Source organism: Arthrobacter sp. Z1-15 (genome assembly GCF_054792395.1).
On record NZ_CP096454.1, the window covers coordinates 2,878,153 to 2,897,915 of the forward strand.

General features: G+C 66.9%; 17 protein-coding genes. 7 read left to right on the top strand and 10 right to left on the bottom strand.

All coding sequences use genetic code 11. The annotated features are described in order from the left end of the window. Window positions 1–73: 73 nt before the first annotated feature. Window positions 74–1,435: an AAA family ATPase gene (locus M1D40_RS13120; RefSeq protein ID WP_461169106.1), complete on the bottom strand. Its 1,362-nt coding sequence runs from the start codon at window positions 1,433–1,435 to the stop codon at window positions 74–76. Next, a complete protein-coding gene (locus M1D40_RS13125) occupies window positions 1,432–2,079 on the bottom strand; it encodes an SAF domain-containing protein (RefSeq protein ID WP_341393559.1) in 648 nt (215 codons plus the stop codon). Before M1D40_RS13125 ends, M1D40_RS13120 begins: the two co-directional genes overlap by 4 nt. A gap of 207 nt (window positions 2,080–2,286) precedes the next feature. Here M1D40_RS13125 and M1D40_RS13130 point away from each other — a divergent pair, with 207 nt between their 5' ends. Continuing rightward, on the top strand, window positions 2,287–2,520 hold the full coding sequence (locus M1D40_RS13130; RefSeq protein ID WP_461169107.1) for a helix-turn-helix domain-containing protein: 234 nt from the start codon (window positions 2,287–2,289) through the stop codon (window positions 2,518–2,520). Window positions 2,521–2,547: 27 nt separating this feature from the next. Here the strand turns inward: M1D40_RS13130 and M1D40_RS13135 are convergent, their stop codons facing one another. Continuing rightward, complete coding sequence (locus M1D40_RS13135; RefSeq protein ID WP_461169108.1) at window positions 2,548–3,057, bottom strand: hypothetical protein; 510 nt, start codon at window positions 3,055–3,057, stop codon at window positions 2,548–2,550. A gap of 230 nt (window positions 3,058–3,287) precedes the next feature. On the opposite strand from M1D40_RS13135, the gene M1D40_RS13140 reads away from it, so the two are divergent. Continuing rightward, window positions 3,288–4,070 carry a LysM peptidoglycan-binding domain-containing protein gene (locus tag M1D40_RS13140; protein WP_461169109.1) on the top strand — a complete coding sequence of 261 codons (783 nt, stop codon included), beginning with the start codon at window positions 3,288–3,290 and terminating at the stop codon, window positions 4,068–4,070. A 71-nt stretch (window positions 4,071–4,141) separates the two neighbouring features. Then, a complete protein-coding gene (locus tag M1D40_RS13145; RefSeq protein ID WP_461169110.1) occupies window positions 4,142–4,789 on the top strand; it encodes an Rv3235 family protein in 648 nt (215 codons plus the stop codon). A gap of 51 nt (window positions 4,790–4,840) precedes the next feature. On the opposite strand, the gene secA is transcribed toward M1D40_RS13145, so the two are convergent. The 7 genes from secA to mtrA all read right to left on the bottom strand — a co-directional run bounded on the left by secA (window position 4,841) and on the right by mtrA (window position 15,215). Continuing rightward, the gene (gene secA, locus M1D40_RS13150; RefSeq protein ID WP_341393555.1) at window positions 4,841–7,624 is read right to left on the bottom strand and encodes a preprotein translocase subunit SecA; all 2,784 of its coding nucleotides are present in this window, start codon (window positions 7,622–7,624) and stop codon (window positions 4,841–4,843) included. A 91-nt stretch (window positions 7,625–7,715) separates the two neighbouring features. Next, window positions 7,716–8,924 (bottom strand): winged helix-turn-helix domain-containing protein, encoded by a 1,209-nt coding sequence (locus M1D40_RS13155; protein ID WP_461169111.1) that lies wholly within the window; start codon window positions 8,922–8,924, stop codon window positions 7,716–7,718. A 242-nt stretch (window positions 8,925–9,166) separates the two neighbouring features. After that, window positions 9,167–9,907 (bottom strand): ribosome hibernation-promoting factor, HPF/YfiA family, encoded by a 741-nt coding sequence (hpf, locus tag M1D40_RS13160; RefSeq protein WP_461169112.1) that lies wholly within the window; start codon window positions 9,905–9,907, stop codon window positions 9,167–9,169. Between the two features lie 163 nt (window positions 9,908–10,070). After that, window positions 10,071–10,976 (bottom strand): ComF family protein, encoded by a 906-nt coding sequence (locus tag M1D40_RS13165; protein ID WP_461169113.1) that lies wholly within the window; start codon window positions 10,974–10,976, stop codon window positions 10,071–10,073. Window positions 10,977–11,082: 106 nt separating this feature from the next. Continuing rightward, window positions 11,083–12,840: an LpqB family beta-propeller domain-containing protein gene (locus M1D40_RS13170; protein ID WP_461169114.1), complete on the bottom strand. Its 1,758-nt coding sequence runs from the start codon at window positions 12,838–12,840 to the stop codon at window positions 11,083–11,085. Further along, window positions 12,830–14,566: an MtrAB system histidine kinase MtrB gene (gene mtrB, locus M1D40_RS13175; protein ID WP_461169115.1), complete on the bottom strand. Its 1,737-nt coding sequence runs from the start codon at window positions 14,564–14,566 to the stop codon at window positions 12,830–12,832. The genes M1D40_RS13170 and mtrB overlap by 11 nt, the downstream gene beginning before the upstream one ends. Then, window positions 14,538–15,215: an MtrAB system response regulator MtrA gene (gene mtrA, locus M1D40_RS13180; RefSeq protein WP_341393549.1), complete on the bottom strand. Its 678-nt coding sequence runs from the start codon at window positions 15,213–15,215 to the stop codon at window positions 14,538–14,540. Before mtrA ends, mtrB begins: the two co-directional genes overlap by 29 nt. Window positions 15,216–15,496: 281 nt before the next feature. On the opposite strand from mtrA, the gene M1D40_RS13185 reads away from it, so the two are divergent. Genes M1D40_RS13185 through M1D40_RS13200 form a run of 4 tightly spaced genes read left to right on the top strand, consistent with a single transcriptional unit; the run spans window position 15,497 to window position 19,756 of the window. Further along, window positions 15,497–16,786 (top strand): glycerophosphoryl diester phosphodiesterase membrane domain-containing protein, encoded by a 1,290-nt coding sequence (locus tag M1D40_RS13185; protein WP_461169116.1) that lies wholly within the window; start codon window positions 15,497–15,499, stop codon window positions 16,784–16,786. Between the two features lie 17 nt (window positions 16,787–16,803). After that, on the top strand, window positions 16,804–17,478 hold the full coding sequence (locus M1D40_RS13190) for a DUF4129 domain-containing protein (protein WP_461169117.1): 675 nt from the start codon (window positions 16,804–16,806) through the stop codon (window positions 17,476–17,478). Beyond that, window positions 17,475–18,665, top strand: coding sequence for a DUF4350 domain-containing protein (locus M1D40_RS13195; protein ID WP_461169118.1), 1,191 nt, complete (start codon window positions 17,475–17,477; stop codon window positions 18,663–18,665). The genes M1D40_RS13190 and M1D40_RS13195 overlap by 4 nt, the downstream gene beginning before the upstream one ends. After that, window positions 18,662–19,756: an AAA family ATPase gene (locus tag M1D40_RS13200; protein ID WP_341393545.1), complete on the top strand. Its 1,095-nt coding sequence runs from the start codon at window positions 18,662–18,664 to the stop codon at window positions 19,754–19,756. The genes M1D40_RS13195 and M1D40_RS13200 overlap by 4 nt, the downstream gene beginning before the upstream one ends. Window positions 19,757–19,763 lie beyond the last annotated feature (7 nt).

Genomic DNA, 19,763 nt, shown 5'->3' on the forward strand with positions numbered 1-19,763 from the left:
CCGTTGTAGCCTTCTTGCCCCCCGCTTCTTTGCGGGCGGCCTTACTTGAGCCTATCCCGCAAGGATGAAAAGGTCACTTTGCAACCGCTACCGCCCGCCTCAGCCTGCGCCTTGTGGGAGCCCTGACACCGGCGAGCGCAGCAATGGCCTGCCGCAGCGGCGAGGACGGCGCGGTTTCCAGCAGTGCAGAGCCGGCCAGCAGAGCTGCATCCACCGTGGCGAAGTCCGCCGGCAGGAAGGCCGTAACCGGGATTCCGGGGCCGAACCTTTCCCAGGCGTCCCGCAGCTGGCGTTCCGGGGAGCGTCCGACCGCGGCCGCACGGACCTTGTTGAGCACCACTTGGGGCGCTGCCCCGGGAACTGCGGCTACCAGCTCGGCGAGCGCGCGGACCAGGCGCGGCACCCCCACCGAGTCCGCTGCCCCCACGGCATACACGGTGTCGGCCAGTTCCAGGGCCCGCAGGGTCGTGCCGTTCCGCCGCGGGGCCATCGTGTCAAAGCTCAGCTCCTCGTCAGCTTCCAGGCTGAAGCCGCAGTCGATCACGATCAGGTCTGCCACCTTCCGCGCCTGTTCCAGGACAAGGCCCAGGGCCGTGGGCCGCAGCTCTATCCAGCGGTCCGACCGCGTGACCCCGGTCAGTACCAGAAGGCGCCGCCCCTTCAACGAAACGCTCAGAGTGCTGCGGAGCAGGGACTGCCGGTCCAGCAGCCCCTGGTCGGCCAGCCGGCAGGCCTGCGCGACGCCGGCGGATTCATCCAGCAGCCCCAGGCTTGCCGCCACGGAAGATCCGTAGGTGTCGGCGTCGATCAGGAGCACTGTCTTTCCATCCGCTGCTGCTTCCGCCGCGTAGTTCACGGCAAACGTTGTCCGTCCCGGGGCACCCGCGGGTCCCCACACCGCGGCAATCGTTCCGGCCTCCCGGTCCTCCTCTCCGGAGCCGCCCTCCTCCGCTTCCTTCCCGTGCCCGGTTCCGTCCGCGGAAGCATCGCCGCGGCTTGCCGGACGGACCGCTCCGGGCGGGGACTCCAGTGACCAGCTGCGCAGCGCCGCTGCCGGATCCGCCAGGAGTGTGGACGGCGTCCGCCCTTCCAGCTCGTCGACGGCATCCGACACCAGCCCCGAGAGCATCTCGGCGGCTGATCCGCGGGGGGCGTGGGCTATGCTCAGCGCGCTGAGCCGCTGCCGCGCGCCCTCGTCATCCGCCAGCACCAGCAGCGCCACTCCCGAGGCGGCCAGACGCTCGGCCAGGGCGGCAGTGACCTCACCGGCGTCGTCGGCCACGATGGCTGCACGGGCGATCCCGCTCTGGCAGGCCGCCACCAGCTCCGGCAGTTCCGCGCAGCGGCGGACAACGGTAACCGGGCCGTGGAGCCGTTCCAGTTCCTGGACCAGATTGCCGACGCCGTTTCCCACGGTCACCACCGGGATATTCATGAGCCCGCGCCCGGGTTCTGGACGACGGCGATCTTGGCACCGTTCGACTGAGCGCTGAGCAGGCCGGGGAGGTCCTCTTCGTCCACCAGGACCAGGATTTGCGTGGACCGGTTGGCGCCCAGCACCGACTCGTCGACGGTCAGCTCCGAGATTTCCGCCGCCGTAAGGATCTTCTGCGGTTCCTTGAAGCCGTTCCGCTCATTCGGCAGGGCTACCCATACGTCAACCCGGGACCCTGCCTCTGTTCCGGCGGGAAGGAGGTCATCAACCCGCAGCCCCACCGGTTTGCGGTCCAGTCCGTCGGCGGTGCCCAGGTGGCTGCGGGCCACCAGCTCGCCTTTCCGCAGCAGCGTCGAAGCCACCGAATCGCCGGGGACTCCATCGGCCGCCGCAAGGTAGGATCCTGAAACGTCGCCGAGCCGCACCGGCACTACGGCAAAGTCCTCCGCGCTGACAGGGGTCCCCACCGGAATGTTCCGATCCACGACGAACACCTCGGTGGTCTGGTCAGCGGATCCCACGAGTGCGACGACGCCGGCGGTGGAAGCGAGCACCAGCATGATGCCCAGCAGCAGCCGGGGATCCTTCCACGACGGTTTTTTCAGGCGCGGCGCAGACGCCGGCACAGCAGTAGTGAGACTCATCTTTCCCCCTGGTAGCACTGGAAATCCGGGGCTGCACAGCCCCGGACGTGCAATCGCTGCCATTGTTGACCACAAATCCGCGGATGGAAACGGTGTTTTGGGGGAAATTCCAAAGTGTGGATAACTTGGCTCCAGCACCCGGCTGGATGGGAGACTGGTGGCTACGGTGCGGCGGACGGTAGCGCCGAATGAAGCGGAGGCGGATACGTGGGTGAAAAGAGGTTCCTGACACTGGCCGATGTCGGCGAGGTGTTGAACATATCCTCGTCGCAGACCTATGCACTGGTGCGGTCCGGAGAGCTTCCGGCCATCCAGATCGGGGGCCGGGGCCAGTGGCGGGTTGAATCCCGCGTGCTGGAGGAATTTATCGCCGAGGCCTACCGCCGATCGGCCGCCGTACAGCGCGAGGACGCACCAGACGGCGCCGCTTCGCAGCAGTAGTAACGAAGCCCCCCGGCCGAAGGTGACCTAGCCGGCCGAGCAGACCGCGGCCACGGCATGCAGCGGCACAAGACCGGCACCGCGAACGCTGCCCGCACGCCGGGGCTCGCCCCGCGGTGTCAGGGACAGCTCAAAAAAGTCCTTCCCGACCCGGTCAACGCTGCCGTCCAGGGCGGAAGCCGGCGGCTGTCCCGCCAGATACACCTGCACCGCTGCCCGGTCCCGGGACAGGCCCCGCAGCGCCGAGGCAAGGCCCAGCCGGGCTTCGGGCGCCTCCGCCGCAGAATAGCGGTCCATGCCCGCGATCAGGACCGCGTGGTTCAGTGCAACGACGGACGACCTGCGGCCCTGAAGGACGATCCATCCGCGGCCCACATGGCTGAGAACGCCTTCAAAAACTCCGGGCAGACCCACATCCACCTTCAGGTGCCGTCCGATTTGGCTGTGCAGCCGGGCGGCGAGTTCCATGCCGGCAAAGTCCGTCCGCAGCCGTTCGGATACCTCCGAGTCCTGGACCATCTGGTGTACAGAGGCCATTTGGGCCTCCATGTCGGCAAAAAGTGCTTCCCATCGCATGTGCTCAGGCTAACGGGTACCCGTCCGCCCAACTACAGCCGTTCGTGCCAAACAATCTCAAAATCACCCTAGACAGCGGCACAACCGGCATGTAGACAAGGGCCACCAAACGTCGCCAAAGCGTTTGAACAGCACCAAACAGCACCAAACTGCATCAAACACAGGCATCGACCACAAGGGAAGGGCACGGCGTGAGAGACCACCTGCGGGACATCCTTCTCCTGGTATCAGGATTTGCAGCTGCTGCCGTCCTCCTGTGGTCGGGGCTGGCAACACGCCCGGATCCGGCAACCCTCTTTTCGGGCTCGGTGTCCTCCCTGCAGGGACTGGCAGGTTTCGCGGCCGCTGCCGCCGGCCTTGCCGTCGCCCTGTGGTGGAGTTTGGGCCTGGTGCTCGCCGTCCTGTCCGCGGTGCTCCAGAAGGCGGGACATGCCGCCGCAGCGGCAGCCGCAGGCGCCCTCGCTCCTGCATTTATGAAACGGCTCGCAGCTGCAGTGCTTGGCATCAACCTCATCACAGGTGCCGGAGCAGCACAGGCGGTGGACCCGTTACCCGGAGCGAATCCGGGACAAAGCGTCTCCATGCTGCAGCACCCGCTGCAGGCAGCCGTCCATCCGCAGTGGGAACCGACCGTGGAGCTGACCGGGCGCGGTCCGGGGCAGGCCGCTGCCGGCTCGCCTGCCGCGGACAGCCCCGTGACTCCGCAGTGGCGGCCCAGCTCGCAGGATCCTTCCACCAACGTCTTTATTCGTCCCGGACGCTCCGACCCGGCTGTACAGACGGTGGTTGTCCGTGCCGGTGATTCCTTGTGGCGCCTCGCGGCGGAACAGCTTGGCCCGCTGGCAACAGACGCCGACATAGCTGCCCACTGGCCGCGCTGGTACGAACTCAACCGCACTGTCATCGGCACTGACCCGCACCTGATTATTCCGGGCCAGGTCTTCGAAGCACCCGAACTGCCGCCCCGCCGGTGAGGCCGCCGGCTTCACCCCAGCCCCCACCAGCCGCCCGTCCAGAACGGGTTCTGCAGGAAAGGACAGCCGCCATGACCACCGTGATCACTTTCCCCGTCCAAGAAGCAGCAGATGAGCTCGCCGCAGCCTCCGGTGCGCCGCGGTCGCTCACGGTACACCGCATCCCGGTGACCGGATACTCCCCGGCGGGAGCGCCGCCGGTCAAGCTCCGCCCGCGGCGGCCGGTTCCGGCCCCGGCCCCGGCCGGCGCCGGCGCGGGTGCCGGTGCCGGTGCCGGTGCCGATGCACAGGAGGTCCCCCGCTGGCACAGCGACCCCGAGGACGACGCGCGGGTGGATGCGATAGCGCGTTCAGTAATCCAGGCGGCTCTGGAAGTTCTCGGCGGGACCCGCCCGCTTCAGCAGATGGCCCGCTGGCTTGACCCGTCAAGCTTTGAACGCCTGCAGCTGAGGGCAAATCTGGTGAGGAGCAGGGAGTCGGCCGCTGCCCGCGGCGGCTCCGGTCCCGGGGGCCGGGCAGGCGCAGGGGGAAATGCTGCAGCTCGTCCGGTGCGCCTGCACCGGCAGGTCGTCATCCGCTGCTGCCGGATTTGCCCGGTATCCGAGGGGATCTACGAGGCCACGGTTGTTGCCGCGGAACAAAGCAGAGTCCGCGCCGCAGCTCTTCGCATAGAGCTGCGGCGCGGACTCTGGAAAATTACGGCCCTGGAGATCGGCTAGCCGGCCGAAACGCGTTTGCCGGCCGGGGTCCGGCCGGCAAACGCCTCGGAGTTACTTGCGGCGCTTGGCCTTTTTCGGGGCAGTTTTCGCTGACTTCCGGCTCTGGGCGACGGAGGCAGAACCTCCGGTACCGGCAGTACCGGCCTTCGCCGGCTTGGCCGAAGCCGCCCGCTCGACCCGTGTCTCCACCCCGCCTTCACTGTTGGGCGCGGAGAACTGCAGGCTGGCGGGCCGCTGCGGCGCTTCAAGGCCCGCAGCCGTGATGGTCGGCTGGCCGACGACGCTCCGGCCGTCCTTCAGCCCGGCGAGGGCCGGAGGAACGTCCGCCGCCGGCGGGTTCACCTTTACCTCGGCGTTGAACAGGTAGCCGATGGACTCCTCGCGGATTGCCTCCGTCATGGTCTGGAACATCACGAAGCCTTCACGCTGGTATTCCACCAGGGGATCGCGCTGCGCCATTGCGCGCAGGCCAATGCCCTCCTTGAGGTAGTCCATCTCGTAGAGGTGTTCCTGCCACTTGCGCCCGATGACGGAGAGCACAACGCGGCGTTCCAGTTCACGCATCGCGGGGGCGCCCAGCGCGTCTTCGCGTGCCTGGTAGGCCAGTTTGGCGTCGGAGAGAATCTCCTCCTGCAGGAACTCGCGGGTGACCTTGGACCGGCCTCCGGCTTCTTCGAGAACCTCGTCAATGGTCAGGCCCACCGGGTACAGGGTCTTGAGGTTGGTCCAGAGCTGCTCGTAGTCCCAGTCGTCGCCGTGCCCCTCGGCCGTGGCCTCGTTAACGATCGACGTGACGACGTCCTCAAGGAAGAACCCGATCTTTTCCTGCAGGTCCCCGCCCTCGAGGATCCGGCGCCGGTCGCCGTAGATGGCTTCGCGCTGGCGGTTCAGGACGTCGTCGTACTTCAGCACGTTCTTGCGCTGCTCGGCGTTCCGCCCCTCCACCTGTCCCTGGGCATTCTGGATGGCCTTGGACACGAGCTTTGATTCCAGCGCGACGTCGTCGGGCATGGACGAGCTGTTCATGATGCGTTCGGCGGCACCGGAGTTGAATAGCCGCATCAGGTCGTCGGTCAGCGACAGGTAGAAGCGGGACTCCCCCGGGTCGCCCTGGCGGCCGGAGCGGCCGCGCAGCTGGTTGTCGATGCGGCGCGACTCGTGCCGCTCCGTGCCCAGCACGTAGAGTCCGCCCAGGTCGATGACTTCCTGCTGCTCGGCCGCGACGGCTTCGCGGGCCTTTTCCAGTGCATCGGGCCACGCGGCTTCATACTCGTCCGGGTTCTCGCTCGGGTCCAGCCCCCGCCGTTCCAGCTCGGCAATGGCATTGAATTCAGCGTTGCCGCCGAGCATGATGTCAGTGCCTCGGCCGGCCATGTTGGTGGCAACGGTGACCGCGCCCTTGCGCCCTGCCTGGGCGACGATGGCAGCTTCACGTGCGTGGTTCTTGGCGTTGAGGACCTCGTGCCGGATCCCGGCCTTGGCCAGCTGCTTGGAGAGGTACTCGCTCTTCTCCACGCTGGTGGTGCCCACCAGGATGGGCTGCCCGGCCGCATGGCGCTCCGCGATGTCCTGGACGACGGCGTCGAACTTGGCAATTTCGTTCTTGTAGATCAGGTCGGGCTGGTCGATCCGGGCCATCGGCCGGTTGGTCGGAATGGGCACCACGCCGAGCTTGTACGTGCTCATGAACTCGGCTGCTTCGGTTTCGGCCGTACCGGTCATGCCGGCCAGCTTCTCGTAGAGCCGGAAGTAATTCTGCAGTGTCACCGTGGCCAGTGTCTGGTTTTCGGCCTTGATGGTGACGCCTTCTTTGGCTTCGATGGCCTGGTGCATGCCCTCGTTGTAGCGCCGGCCGGCCAGGATGCGGCCGGTGTGTTCGTCAACGATCATGACTTCGCCGTTGAGGACCACGTAGTCCTTGTCGCGCTTGAACAGTTCCTTGGCCTTGATGGCGTTGTTCAGGAAGCCGATCAGCGGCGTGTTGGCTGCTTCGTACAGGTTGGAGATGCCGAGGTAGTCCTCGACCTTTTCAATGCCGGCCTCCAGCACACCCACAGTGCGCTTCTTCTCGTCCACCTCGTAGTCGGTGTCCAGGGTCAGGCGCTGCACCACCTTGGAGAACTCGGTGTACCAGCGGTTGACGTCGCCGCTGGCAGCACCGGAGATGATGAGCGGAGTACGTGCCTCGTCAATGAGGATGGAGTCCACCTCGTCAACGATCGCGAAGTGGTGGCCGCGCTGAACCAGTTCCGCAGCGCTCCAGGCCATGTTGTCCCGGAGATAGTCGAAACCGAACTCGTTGTTGGTTCCATACGTGATGTCGGCGGCGTACTGCTCGCGGCGGACGGCGGGGTCCTGGTTGGACAGGATGCAGCCGCTGGTCATGCCCAGGAACCGGAAGACGCGGCCCATCAGTTCCGACTGGTATTCCGCGAGGTAGTCGTTGACCGTCACGATGTGCACGCCGCGGCCGGTAAGGGCATTGAGGTAGGCGGGAGCGGTGGCAACGAGGGTCTTGCCTTCACCGGTCTTCATTTCGGCAATGTTGCCCAGATGCAGGGCAGCCCCGCCCATCATCTGGACGTCGAAGTGGCGCATGCCCAGGGTGCGGCCCGCGGCTTCGCGGACGGCGGCGAAGGCTTCAGGGAGGAGGTCGTCCAGGCTTTCGCCGTCGGCGTAGCGCTCCTTGAAGCGGTCCGTCTCGCCCCGAAGCTCGGCGTCCGTCATGCCCCTGTACTCGTCCTCGAGCACGTTGATCGCATCGGCGTAGTTGCGCAGCGTCTTCAGCGTCTTCTTATCGCCTGTACGAAGAACCCGTTCGAGTAGTGATGCCACTGATTTGCTCCCAATCTAGTGTTGCCTAATTCTGGCGTCCCCAGTCTACGTGAGAGACGTTTCGCGGTGTGCAGGGGTTCCCCCGGCAGGCCTATTCCCGGCGTACTGCCAGTTTCAGTGCCCCCGCCAGATCACCTGATGGTTTTACCATAACGTCGTCCAGCCCCAGCCAATCAGCCATCATACGCAGTTCAGCGGCAAGCTCAACGGCTGTATCGGCGGGAGCGCCCTCTTCGCGGTGTGCCGCCTGCACCAGCAGGACCTTGTTGAGCCGGTCCGCCTTGAGGTCCACCCTGGCTGCGAAGACGTCTCCCAGCAGGAAGGGCAGCACATAATATCCGTAACGGCGGGCGGCCGGCGGGGTGTAAATCTCGAGGCGGTAATGGAAGCCGAAGAGCGCCTGGAGCCGTTTCCGTTCGAAGACCAGCGAATCGAAGGGGCTCAGCAGGGCCCGGGCGGAAGCACGGCGGGGAATAACCGCCTCCGCGTGGAGGTAGGCCGGAGCCTTCCAGCCGGCAACACCCACCCGCTGCAGCTTTCCATTTCTGACCAGCGTGTCCACCGCCTCTGCCGTCTCCCCCTGGAGCAGCCGGAAATAGTCTGCCAGGCAGCGGACGGTGGCAACCCCGTGCGCCCGGGCCGCTGCTTCGGTGAGTCGCAGGACCGCCTCCCGGGGATCGGCAGATTCAAGGGCTGAAGCCCCCGCCGGATGCACATCGGCGGTTGGTGCATACAGCCGCTCAAACTGGGCAGTGCGTCCGGCGGAACTGAGCAGTCCAGCGGCAAAGAGGTCCTCGAGCACCCGCTTCGAGGCATGCCAGTTCCATCCCCAGTTCTCGGCCGGCTTAGCGCTGCTGCCGCCGATCCGCGCCTCTACTTCCCGCGCAGTCAGCGGTGCCGACACTTCCAGCAGTGCCATGATCTGCTCGCTCAGCGTTGCCTTGACTTCGGGGGGAACCGAATGCGCCGTCATCCACACGCGGCGCTGGACGGTTCGCAGGTCCGCAAAGAGTTCGGGGCGGACGTAGCTCGCTTCATGGGCCCAGTACTCCACCATCCGGCGAGGCGCCCTGGAAGCCAGACTGTCGGGAATGGCAGTGTCATACGGCCCCAGACGCGAGAACAGGGGCAGGTAGTGGCTGCGAGAGAGCACATTGACCGAGTCGATCTGCAGCAGATGCAGCTGCTCAAAGACCCGGCGCACCGAACCGGCGGTGACCTTTCCGGGGCGTCCCTTTGCCAAGCCCTGGGCGCGAAGTGCCGTGAGGCGCGCCTGGCGGGCAGTGAGGGTTGGTTCCATGAAGCCCATCCTAGGCGGACCGCCGTGCAGGTTCAGACACTCCGGGCACCCGCCGTTCGGTCCCTGGAAACGTCCGGTCCCTGAAAACGTCCGGTCCCTGAAAAGCGGGACCGCAGCAGAAGGCCCCCGGTGAATGGCCGGTTATACGGTCCATCGCCCCGGGGGCCTCCGTCACTGCCTTACAGTGACGCTGTCCTATATCGGCGCTGCCTGACATCGGCACTGCCTGACGTCACCGCCTCTTAAGCGGTGGCGGCTCCTTCCGAAGGCCGGTAGGCCCGCGTTTCTTCCCGCAGGTCCTCGGAACCCTCGGCGCAGCGGGAATCAAGGGTAATGACGCCGTAGGTCCAGCCCCTGCGGCGGTAGACGACGGAGGGGGCTCCGGTGGCGGAATCCACAAACAGATAGAAATCGTGGCCTACCAGCTCCATGTTGTCCACTGCGGCGTCAAGGCTCATGGGGGCACCCGGGAAAACCTTGCGCCGGATCAGGACAGGGCAGTCATCCGCGGGCTCAACGGCTCCGGATTCGTCTACCTCCGCTTCAACTGCAGAGCCGGCATCGGCGGCATCGGCGGCAGCAGCAGCGTTCTCCATCTGCACGTGCAGCGGTTCGCTGCTGCTGACCGTATCCAGGTCCGCGGTGGCAACCCGCACGGCGACCGGAGTGTGCCGGCCGTGGTGGACCTTTCGGCGGTCGCTGGCTCGACGGAGACGTTCAATGAGTTTGGCGTAGGCCAGGTCAAAGGCTGCGAACTTGTCGCCCGAGGTCGCTTCGGCCCGGACCACCGGGCCCCTGCCGATGACGGTCAGTTCCACGGTAAGAGAGCTGTCTGCCTCGCGGACGTTGGGCTGCTTGGTGATTCGTGCGTCGACGCGCTGGACCTTGTTGGCCAGGTTCTCGACCTTGGCGATTCGTTCCTCGGCATATTCCCGGAACCGGTCGGATACTGCAACGTTGCGTCCGCTGATCATGAATTCCATGGTGCCCTCCAATAGATTTCGGTGACACAGCAACGGCCGCTGCCAAAATCTGCGACCGCTGCCGCAGGAAAGCTCCTCTTCTTGAAGCTATCCATACCAACACGTTAGATCACCGCACAAGGTTATTCACCTCCGGACATTCCGATTATTTAAGCCGTCCGGTTTAGGCTAGGATTCCCCCGTTTGTGTTACCTGCGTCACGTGACGGAGCCGGGGTTGCCGCGATGACCACGGCCGCCTCCACCCGTGCTCCGGCCGCCCTCAGCGCGCGTGCGGCTTCCGCGATGGTGGACCCCGTGGTCAGGACATCATCGACCAGGAGACAGCGGACGCCCGCCAGCAAACCGGCCTTTCCCGCCGTCATAGTTCCGTAAACATTGGTCCGGCGCCCTTTCCGTCCGAGATGTTTCTGGCTCTTGCCGGGTCTTCCCGGGACGGCCGCGTGCACATGCCCCGCACGCAGCAGGCGCCCCGGCCCGCCCCGGGACTGCCGGACGAGCGGTTGCAGGGAGGTTTGGGCGGGGAGCAGCCCCCTGGCCCGCAGGGTGCCGAGGAGCAGCCCCAGCGGACTGTAGCCCCGGCGGCGCAGGGCGCGCCCGGTTCCCGGGACGGGCACCAGCACCAAACCGTGCCGTCCGGCGTCGTCGGCGGCCCGGTGCAGCGCCCCGGCCAGTATGGGCCGCAGCACAGGGGCAAGATCCGTTCGTCCGTGGTTCTTGTACGCCAGCAACACCCGGGCGAGGCTGCCGGAGTACCGCCCCGCAGCCAGGACTGGCAGCACCGGCGGCTCAACCCCGGCCAACAACGTGCGGCCTGATTCCGCTTCGGCCTGAGGGAGCAGCTCGGCTGCTTCGTGGGCGTAGTAGGGGCGCGTCCCGCTGCGGCGGACGGTGCGCCGGCAGCCCGGGCAGAGCGTTGAATCCGCTGCCCCGCACACCACGCACGACGTCGGCAGCAGGGCCGCTGCCAGCTCCGCACCGGCGGCACCCGCCGCGGCCGGGGCGGGATGCTGCCGCCACCGGTCCGCCGTCCTGGCCGCTCCGGAGAATGATCGAGGAAAGATACCCATGGGGACAGCATGGCCGCCTGGCCCGCCGGGAGTCAGCAGCCGGAGGGCCAACGGGGACAGCGGCCCGGACGCTCGGCCCTCGGCCCCGGGTGTGCAGGAGCAGTGGCTAGCCGGGGAACGCCGGATCGGTCAGCCCTGCGGCCACCTCGTACCAGCTGTTGCCCATCCGCTTGTAGACGGCCGACTGGGTATGGACGTAAATGTCCTGCTCCCCCTTGCCTGCGCTCAGGCCGGTGATGCCGGTCAGGGCGGCCAGCGGCTCGGGCCCGGCGCCCAGGTTCAGGATGAACGGGGTGGCCTCTCCGTCAGCCGAGGTCTGCACTGCCGCGATGGAATCTTCGGAGACCCATTTAGCCCGGTCCACCGAAACGGCCACCGGGATCCCCGAACCCGGATCCGCAGTAACAGCCAGTTCCAGCGGAGTGGTCAGCGTGCGCGGAACGCCGTCGGCGTCGCGCACGATCCCGGCCACCAGCACCTGGCTGCGCCCGCCTTGGGCGGCGACCAGCAGGGCACGCGTCCCGTCACGGGAAATGCGCAGTTCCGAGATGCTGGTTTCCGCCAGCCAGGGAACGGGCAGAGACAGGACGTTCTCGGAAGTCCCGCCGGGCGGCAGCGCCAGGATCGAGGAACCGGTGCCTGTCTGCGACGCCGTCCACGTCCACCTGCCCGGATCTATGCTGGGGGGTGTCAGTGAACTGCCGGTTGCGACCCGGCGGACGTCCTGGTTGGGACCGGTCAGGAACAGGGCCGACCGGTCTCCGTTCAGGAAAGCGATAGTGGCCAGGTCCAGGGACAGCGCCGGGTCCCGGGGCCCGTGCTCAGCCACGCTGGGAATACCGTCGATCAGCTGCGGCTGGCCGTCCTTGAAGTAGACCAGTTCATTTCCGTACGCGGCGATCTGCGTGCCGCCGACCTCCGGGTCGGCCACCGGCTCAATCAGCTCACCGCTTTCCTTACCCAGATCCACCGAACGCTGGTTCACCGTCATGGTCACCGAATTGACGTTGTTCAGGTTGCCCAGGTTCTGCCGCAGCTGCAGTGCCATCTGCTGCCGGTTCAAGTCGCTCGAATCCTGCAGGACATCGGCGGAGAGATCCACTGTTGCTGCGCCTGACACCACCGGGACGGCATCCCGCGCCAGCGAGGTGCCCGCAGGGAAGGCGCTGCTGACGGCCCCCTGCAGATAGGGGGCCGGCCCCTCCAGCATGGCCTTGACCACGTTGGCCGCGATGCCCGACTTCTGCACGAACCAGCGGGTGTCGGGCACCCAAAAGTCGTAGCTGCTCGAATAAAAGTAGAGATTGTGCGAGAGGAACAGCAGGGAGAAACTGACCTCCGAGACCATGATGCCGTTGGGGACGGAGCTGATCCTCCACTGCCCGTCTTCCTGTTCCAGCTTGGCCGAGAGGGTTTCGGTGGTGCCGGAGGCCCGATCCGTCCGGATCCCGCGGTTATCAACCGAGCCCACCACTTCCAGACGGATGGAGTAGCCGTTCCCGTCGGCGGCCGGAACGATATTGGGATCGGCACCGTAGATGAGCACGCGTTCCGTGGGATTCCACGTCTCGGCGGCGGCACCGGTGAGGAACTCGCGCGCCACGCTGTAGTCGTCGGCAGCTCCGGTTCCCGCCGTAATGAATCCCTGCAGGATTTCTTCAGGGGTTTCCCCGCCGGTTTCGCTGGGCCCGCGCGGCGCCAGGGCGAAGGTGTCCACCAGCGCATTCCCGTCGCTGTGGGCAGATGCCGTCCCCACCGGCCCCGTCGTCGGAATGGACGAGCAGCCGGAAAGCACAGCCAGTACTGCCATAGCCATAAGGAGCAGCCGGGCGAACGGCCGCACGGAGGCGGGGCTAGCTGGCATCGGTCTTCTCCTCGGCTGGTGATACCGGGCCGGCCAGGGCACGGGGCCCCCGGCCGCTGTCATACGGTGAGAGCGGTACAGGTGAATCCGAGAACGGTACACCATGGCGGCGGGGCAGGGTGAGGCGGAAGCACGCTCCGTCACCGGGCCGGCCCCAGGCCTGGAGCAGGCCGCCGTGCAGCAGCGCGTCCTCCACCGCAATGGACAGCCCGAGGCCGCTTCCCCCGGTGGTCCGCGCCCGGGCCGGATCAGCACGCCAGAAGCGGTCGAACACACGGGACGCTTCGTCGTCGGTCATGCCGATGCCGTGATCGCGCACCGCCACGGCGACGGCGTCGATGTTGGATCCGATGGCGATTTCTATCGGCTGGCCCTCACCGTGCTCGAGGGCGTTGACCACAAGGTTCCGCAGAATCCGTTCGATGCGCCGCGGATCCGCATCGACCATGCAGCTTGTCTCCTTGGAGACAATGGTGACCGGCGAGCCGATGTTCAGGGCCAGCGGTTCCGTTGCTTCGATGACCTCGCGGACCACGGTAAAGATGTCAGTGGGTTCCAGGTCAGGGGATGCGGCGCCGGCGTCGAACCTGGAGATTTCCAGCAGGTCGGCCAGCAGTGCCTGGAAGCGCTCCACCTGGTGGTACAGCAGTTCGGTGGATCGGCGGCTAATGGGATCAAAGCCTTCACGCGCGTCGTACAGGACCTCCGCGGCCATCCGCACGGTGGTCAGCGGGGTGCGCAGCTCGTGGGAGACATCGGACACGAAAACCTGCTGCATGCGTGAAAGCTGGGCCAGCTGGGTGATCTGGTCCTGCAGGGTTGCGGCCATGTGGTTGAAGGACGCGGCCAGCCGTGCAACTTCGTCCTCGCCCTTGACCACCATCCGTTCCTGGAGCTCGCCGGCCGCCAGCTTTTCGGACACGGCTGCGGCGTCGCTGACTGCTCCCACCCCTGCCTTCGCAACAATCCAGGCGATGGTGCCGATGATCGCGAGCAGGAGCCCGCCGGCGATCCACAGGATGCGGTGAATATCGTCCAGCGTCTGCTGCATCGAATCCAGGTCGTAAATCAGGTACAGGGCGTACTCGGCACTGTCGGGCGGCAGGGTCACTTTGGTGCCGAAGGCCAGGCCCGGCTCGCCGTGAGCCAGAGCCAGCGGGGACCAGTGGATGGTGTCCTGATCGGCGTTGACATCGATGCTGCGGATGGAGGCGCTCAGCGTCTCCGGGATGCTGCCGGCCGTAATCCCTTCCCCCAGGGTCTGGGAGACAAACAAATTCTGTTCCTGGTCCGGCAGGGGTGTGAGCAGGTACAGCCGGCGGGCGTCCGCACCCTGTCCCTCCAGCAGCGAGAGCGTGTTGGAGACCAGGCGCTCGGTTCCTTCACGGTCCGTTGCCGCAGTGGTCCGGAAGTTCTCCTTCGCCGAGTTCAGTCCGGCGGTTGCCTCGGACTGGAACTGGCTCAGGCGCTCCTCATAGAGGGCACCGGCAATCTGGTGGGATAAAAAAGCGCCCACTCCCGCACAGGCCAAGGTGACCAGCAGCAGGGTCGAGACCACCGTCTTGAACAGCAGGGAACGCCGCCAGCGGCGGGCGATCCGCTGGAAGGTAGCTTTACGCAGCGCGTCGCGGAGCCGGCGGAGAGTCCGCGCCGCTGCCGGCAGGACGTCGGCCCTCAGAGCCGACGTCCGCGAGCGCCTAGCTCTGGCCGGCTTTGTAACCGACACCGCGCACCGTCAGAACAATTTCGGGTGCTTCGGGATCGCGTTCAATTTTGGAACGAAGCCGCTGCACATGGACGTTGACCAGCCGGGTGTCCGCGGCATGGCGGTAGCCCCAAACCTGCTCAAGCAGCATTTCACGGGTAAACACCTGCCAGGGCTTCCGGGCCAGGGCCACCAGGAGGTCGAATTCCAGCGGCGTCAGCGATATGGTCTCCGAACCGCGCGAGACGACATGTCCCGCGACGTCGATGGAGACTTCTCCGATGCTCAGGGATTCGGGGGTCTTGGTGTCGCCGGGACGCAAGCGGGCCCGCACCCGTGCAACGAGTTCGGCAGGCTTAAACGGCTTGGGCACGTAGTCGTCGGCTCCGGATTCCAGTCCGCGGACAACGTCGGAGGTGTCGGACTTGGCGGTCAGCATGACGATGGGAACGTCCGACTCGCCGCGGATCTGCCGGCACACCTCAATGCCGTCAATTCCGGGCAGCATCAGGTCCAGCAGCACCAGATCGGGCTTTGAGCCGCGGAAGATCTCCAGCGCCTTGGAGCCGTCCGCGCAGAAGACAGGGTCGAACCCGTCGTTGCGGAGCACAATTCCGATCATCTCGGCCAGTGCTTCGTCGTCGTCCACGACCAATATGCGTGCCTTCATAACTCCCTGTCCCCGGCTGACTGCTCAAACCGGTTCTTCGTTGCGGTGCCTGCCCTGCAGGCCCCCGGGCCGGGCAGGGTTTTCCCGCCGGACCTTCTGCCCGCTGTCTCTGCCTGCTGTCCAAGGATGCCAAACATCCGCCGGGCCCTGCGAAACTGTGACAGCTGACGATATCCCTCTCATCCTAGAGGACATAGTTTCCGGCGGTTTCTCCCGGGGACGCACGCAGCAGTCTGGAACTATAGTCGGATAAGGGCAAACAACTCTTTTGGGGGCATACCTTGGGTCAGGACAATCACAACGGCGAGACCCCGCGGGAGCGGGAGCAGCCTTCCGGGCCCGGGGACGGAACCGGAGTACCGGCGGTACCACCGCCCGCGCCGCCGTGGGGCCAGCCGGCACCGCAGCAGAACCCCTGGGAGCGCCAGGGCCAGCAGTGGGGCACTCCCGGCTTTCCCCCGCCCGGCCAGCAGGGCCAGCCCGGTCAGCCCGGCCAGCCCGGCCAGCCGTGGGGCACTCCCGGCTTTCCCCCGCCCGGTCAGCCCGGCCAGCCCGGCCAGCCGTGGGGCGCCTTTCCACAGCAGGGCCAGTGGGCGCCCCCGCCCAAACCGGGAGTTATCCCGCTGCGGCCGCTGGGACTGGGTGAGCTGCTGGACGGAGCCTTCCAGGCCTGCCGCAAAAATCCGGCGGCGACCTTCGGAACAGCTCTCCTGATTCAGGCCGTCGTGGCCGTCCTGACGCTCTTTTTTGTCCGCAACGTGGTTTCCCCGGTGGTTCTGGACGAAGACTTCGGTACGGCCGGGCAGGCAGTCGGCCCGGTGCTGACCTCCGGAACGCTCCTGACCATCGTGTCCGTCATCGGCGTCCTGCTGCTGCAGGGAATGCTGGTTGTACCGGTTGCACGGTCCATCCTGAACCTCAAAACAGGGTTCGCCCAGACCTGGAAGCTCTCCGGCAGGCGGTTGCTGCCGCTCGCGGGACTGGGGGTGCTGCTGACGGTAATCCTCATCGCCGGAGTAGTCGCCTTCGCCGTTGCCCTGGTGCTGGTCGTGGACACCTTGGGACCGGCCGGCGTCGCGGTGGTCATTGTCGGCGTTCTGGCGCTCATCGCCGTCGCCGTCTGGCTGGCGGTCAAGCTTGCCCTGGCACCGGCAGCCCTGGTGCTGGAACCGGCCGGCGTCTTCGCGTCCATCCGCCGTTCCTGGCAGTTGACGCGGGGCAATTTCTGGCGGTCCTTCGGGATCCTGGCGCTTACTTTACTGCTGGTGACCATCGTTTCTTCGGTGATCAGCACTCCCGTGGGCCTGCTGCTGGGTCTTGTCGGCGCCTTTGGCAGCGGGGGCGAACCGGGTCCCGCTGCCGCAGTGGCGCTGGTGGCACTGAACGTGGCCGTCACGGCCTTCTTCAGCGCCATCGGATACGCCTTCCAGGCAGCAGTGACCTCGCTGCTCTATGTTGACCTGCGGATCCGCCGCGAGGGCTTCGATATCGCGCTGATGAAGGAGCAGGAGCTGGCCGGGACCGGCAATCCCGACCTCGTACCCGGCCGGGCCCGGGGCACCGGCCTGTGACCGTGCCGTTGGGAGCCGTGCCGTTGGGAGTCGCGCCGGGCATTGAAGTCCCGGTTGTCCCGGATGAAGCGCAGGGGCGCGAGTGGGCTGAACGCGAGCTGTCGAGGTCCGTCTATGATGAGGCCAAACCAAGCCTGCTGGACCGGTTCTGGCAGTGGGCGGGAGAGTTTCTCGGCGATCTCCTCGACAGCATCTCCGGCGTCGATCCGTCCCTTGGCGTGGTGCTGCTGGCCGTTGGCGCGGCGGCTGTGCTTGCTGTGGCCGTCTTCCTGGTGCGACCGCGCCTGAATGCCCGCAGACGCCGGGAGATTTTCGACTCCGGGGAGACCCGGGAGGCTGTGGACCACCGACTACTCTCGGCTGAGGCGGCCGCACGGGGTGACTGGGACACAGCTCTGGCGGAGCGGCTGCGCGCAGTAATCCGGTCAGCGGAAGAGCGGGTGATCCTGGAACCGAGGGCCGGCCGCACGGCAGCGGAAGCAGGTCAGGAACTGGCCCTGTCCTTCCCCTCTGCAGCACCGGAAGTCCTCTGGCTGTCCCGCCGTTTTGATGAAGTCCGGTACGGGCACCTTCAGGCAACGGCAGCCGATGCCCGCAGGGCCGCAGCCCTGGATACGCTGCTGGAATCCTCGGCTCCCGACTCCGGCGGCACAGCTTCCGCAGTATCCGCAGCTCCGGCGGTCCCCCGGTGACCGCGGCCGGAACCGTTGAGGCTACCGCCCCGGGAACCGCGGGACAGACAGGTCTCCGGGCCCGCCTGCGTGCCTGGCGGCTGTGGATCATCCTCGCCCTGGTCCTGGTCCTGGTTGTTGTCCTGGGCATCCTGGGCAGTCCCCGCACTGCGTCGCCGAGCCTCTCCCCTGCCAACCCGGCCCCGGGCGGCGCCATGGCCGCTGCCCGGGTCCTGGAGGATCAAGGGGTGGAGGTTCTTTCGCCCGGGTCGTTTGATGAGGCCCTGGACGTCTTGGCGGACAAGGGATCCGATGCGACCCTGCTGCTCGTTGACCCCAACAGTTTCCTCAGCGAGGAGCAGCTGGCCGAATTCTCCGGGACTGCCCGGCGAACGGTTCTCGTCCAGCCAACATTCACACAGCTCTCCGCCCTGGCTCCCGACATCCGCTCAGCCGGGGTGGTGCCCGAAGACAGCAGCGGCGGAGCGCTTCGGGCCGCCTGCGACGAGCCCGACGCCGAGGCAGCGGCCAGCGTGAATGCCGGCGGCCTCGCTTACCGGGCTCCCGTTGTCTGCTTTCCGATTCCCGGAAGCGACGGCTCCGCAGGCGCCTATGCCGCCGACGACGACGGCGCCGTCGTCCTGGGCAACACCGCTTTCCTGGCCAACGCCACACTGGCAGACCGCGGCAATGCCGCCCTGGCCCTGCGCACCCTGGGTTCCACCGAGACGCTGGTCTGGTATCTGCCGACCGCCGCCGATATCCCGGCCTCCGAACTGCCCGCAGATCCGCGGACGCTGATGCCCGAATGGGTGGATCCGCTGCTGCTGTGGCTGCTGGTGGTGGCCGCGCTGGCGATGTTCTGGCGCGGCCGCAGGCTGGGACCGCTGGCGGCCGAACCCCTGCCGGTGGTGGTACGGTCCGCAGAGACAGCCGAAGGCCGTGCCCGGCTTTACCAGGACGGGCGGGCCTCCGGCCGGGCCGCCGATACACTCCGCGCCGCCGCCCTGACCCGCCTTGCCGCCAAACTCCGGCTCGGCCCGCAGGCCACCGCCGACATGGTGGTGCGGGCGGCCGCACAGGCCACCGGACGTTCGGTGGCTAACGTCGACCGGTTACTGAACCGTCCACTGCCCGCCCGCGACGCCGAGCTCGTGCAATGGTCGCAGGATTTGCAAGCCCTAGAGGAAGAGGTCACCGCATCATGAGCCAGCAGTACCAGCCGCAGGCAGCACCCAACCCGGTTCCGCCGCCGGGACCTTCCGCACCGCCGCCCGCCGGAGAACCGGGGCCTGCCCCGGCGCCGGAGTACACCCCGCCCCGGACACCGGCCGGTTCCGGCCCCGGCGCCGACCCCGTACGGCAGGCGCTGCTTGATGTCCGGCAGGAAGTGGCCAAGGCTGTGGTGGGGCAGGACGCTGCAGTCACCGGACTGATCATTGCCCTGCTGGCGCGCGGGCATGTCCTCCTCGAAGGCGTCCCGGGTGTGGCCAAAACCCTGCTGGTGCGGACCCTGTCGGCTGCCTTGGACCTGGATACCAAGCGGGTCCAGTTCACCCCTGACCTGATGCCCGGCGACGTGACCGGATCGCTGATTTATGACGGCCGCACGTCGGAGTTCTCCTTCCGGGAGGGGCCGGTCTTCACCAACATCCTGCTGGCCGATGAAATAAACCGCACTCCTCCCAAGACGCAGGCCTCGCTGCTGGAGGCCATGGAGGAGCGCCAAGTCTCCGTGGACGGTGTTTCGCGCCCCCTGCCCGATCCCTTCATCGTGGCGGCCACTTCCAACCCGGTGGAGTACGAAGGAACGTATTCCCTCCCGGAGGCCCAGCTGGACCGCTTCCTGCTGAAACTGACCCTGGACCTGCCCGGCCGCGACGATGAGATCGAGATTATCCGCCGTCACAGCGGGGGGTTCGATCCGCGGAACCTCGGCGCAGCCGGTGTCCGCGCGGTTGCCACGGCCGGAGACCTGGAAAAAGCCCGCGAAGCCGTGGCCCGGGTGGCGGTTTCACCTGAGGTCCTGGGCTACATCGTGGACCTCGTCCGGGCAACCCGGGCAGCGCCGTCGTTCCAGCTGGGTGTCTCACCGCGCGGTGCCACCGCGCTGCTCAACACTTCCCGCGCCTGGGCCTGGCTCTCCGGCCGTTCCTTCGTGACCCCCGACGACGTCAAGGCACTGACGCTTCCCGCACTGCGGCACCGGGTCTCCCTGCGGCCCGAAGCCCAGATGGACGGCGTGAGCGTTGACGACGTGCTGGGCAGCATCCTGGCCACCGTGCCGGTGCCCCGCTAGGACGCCG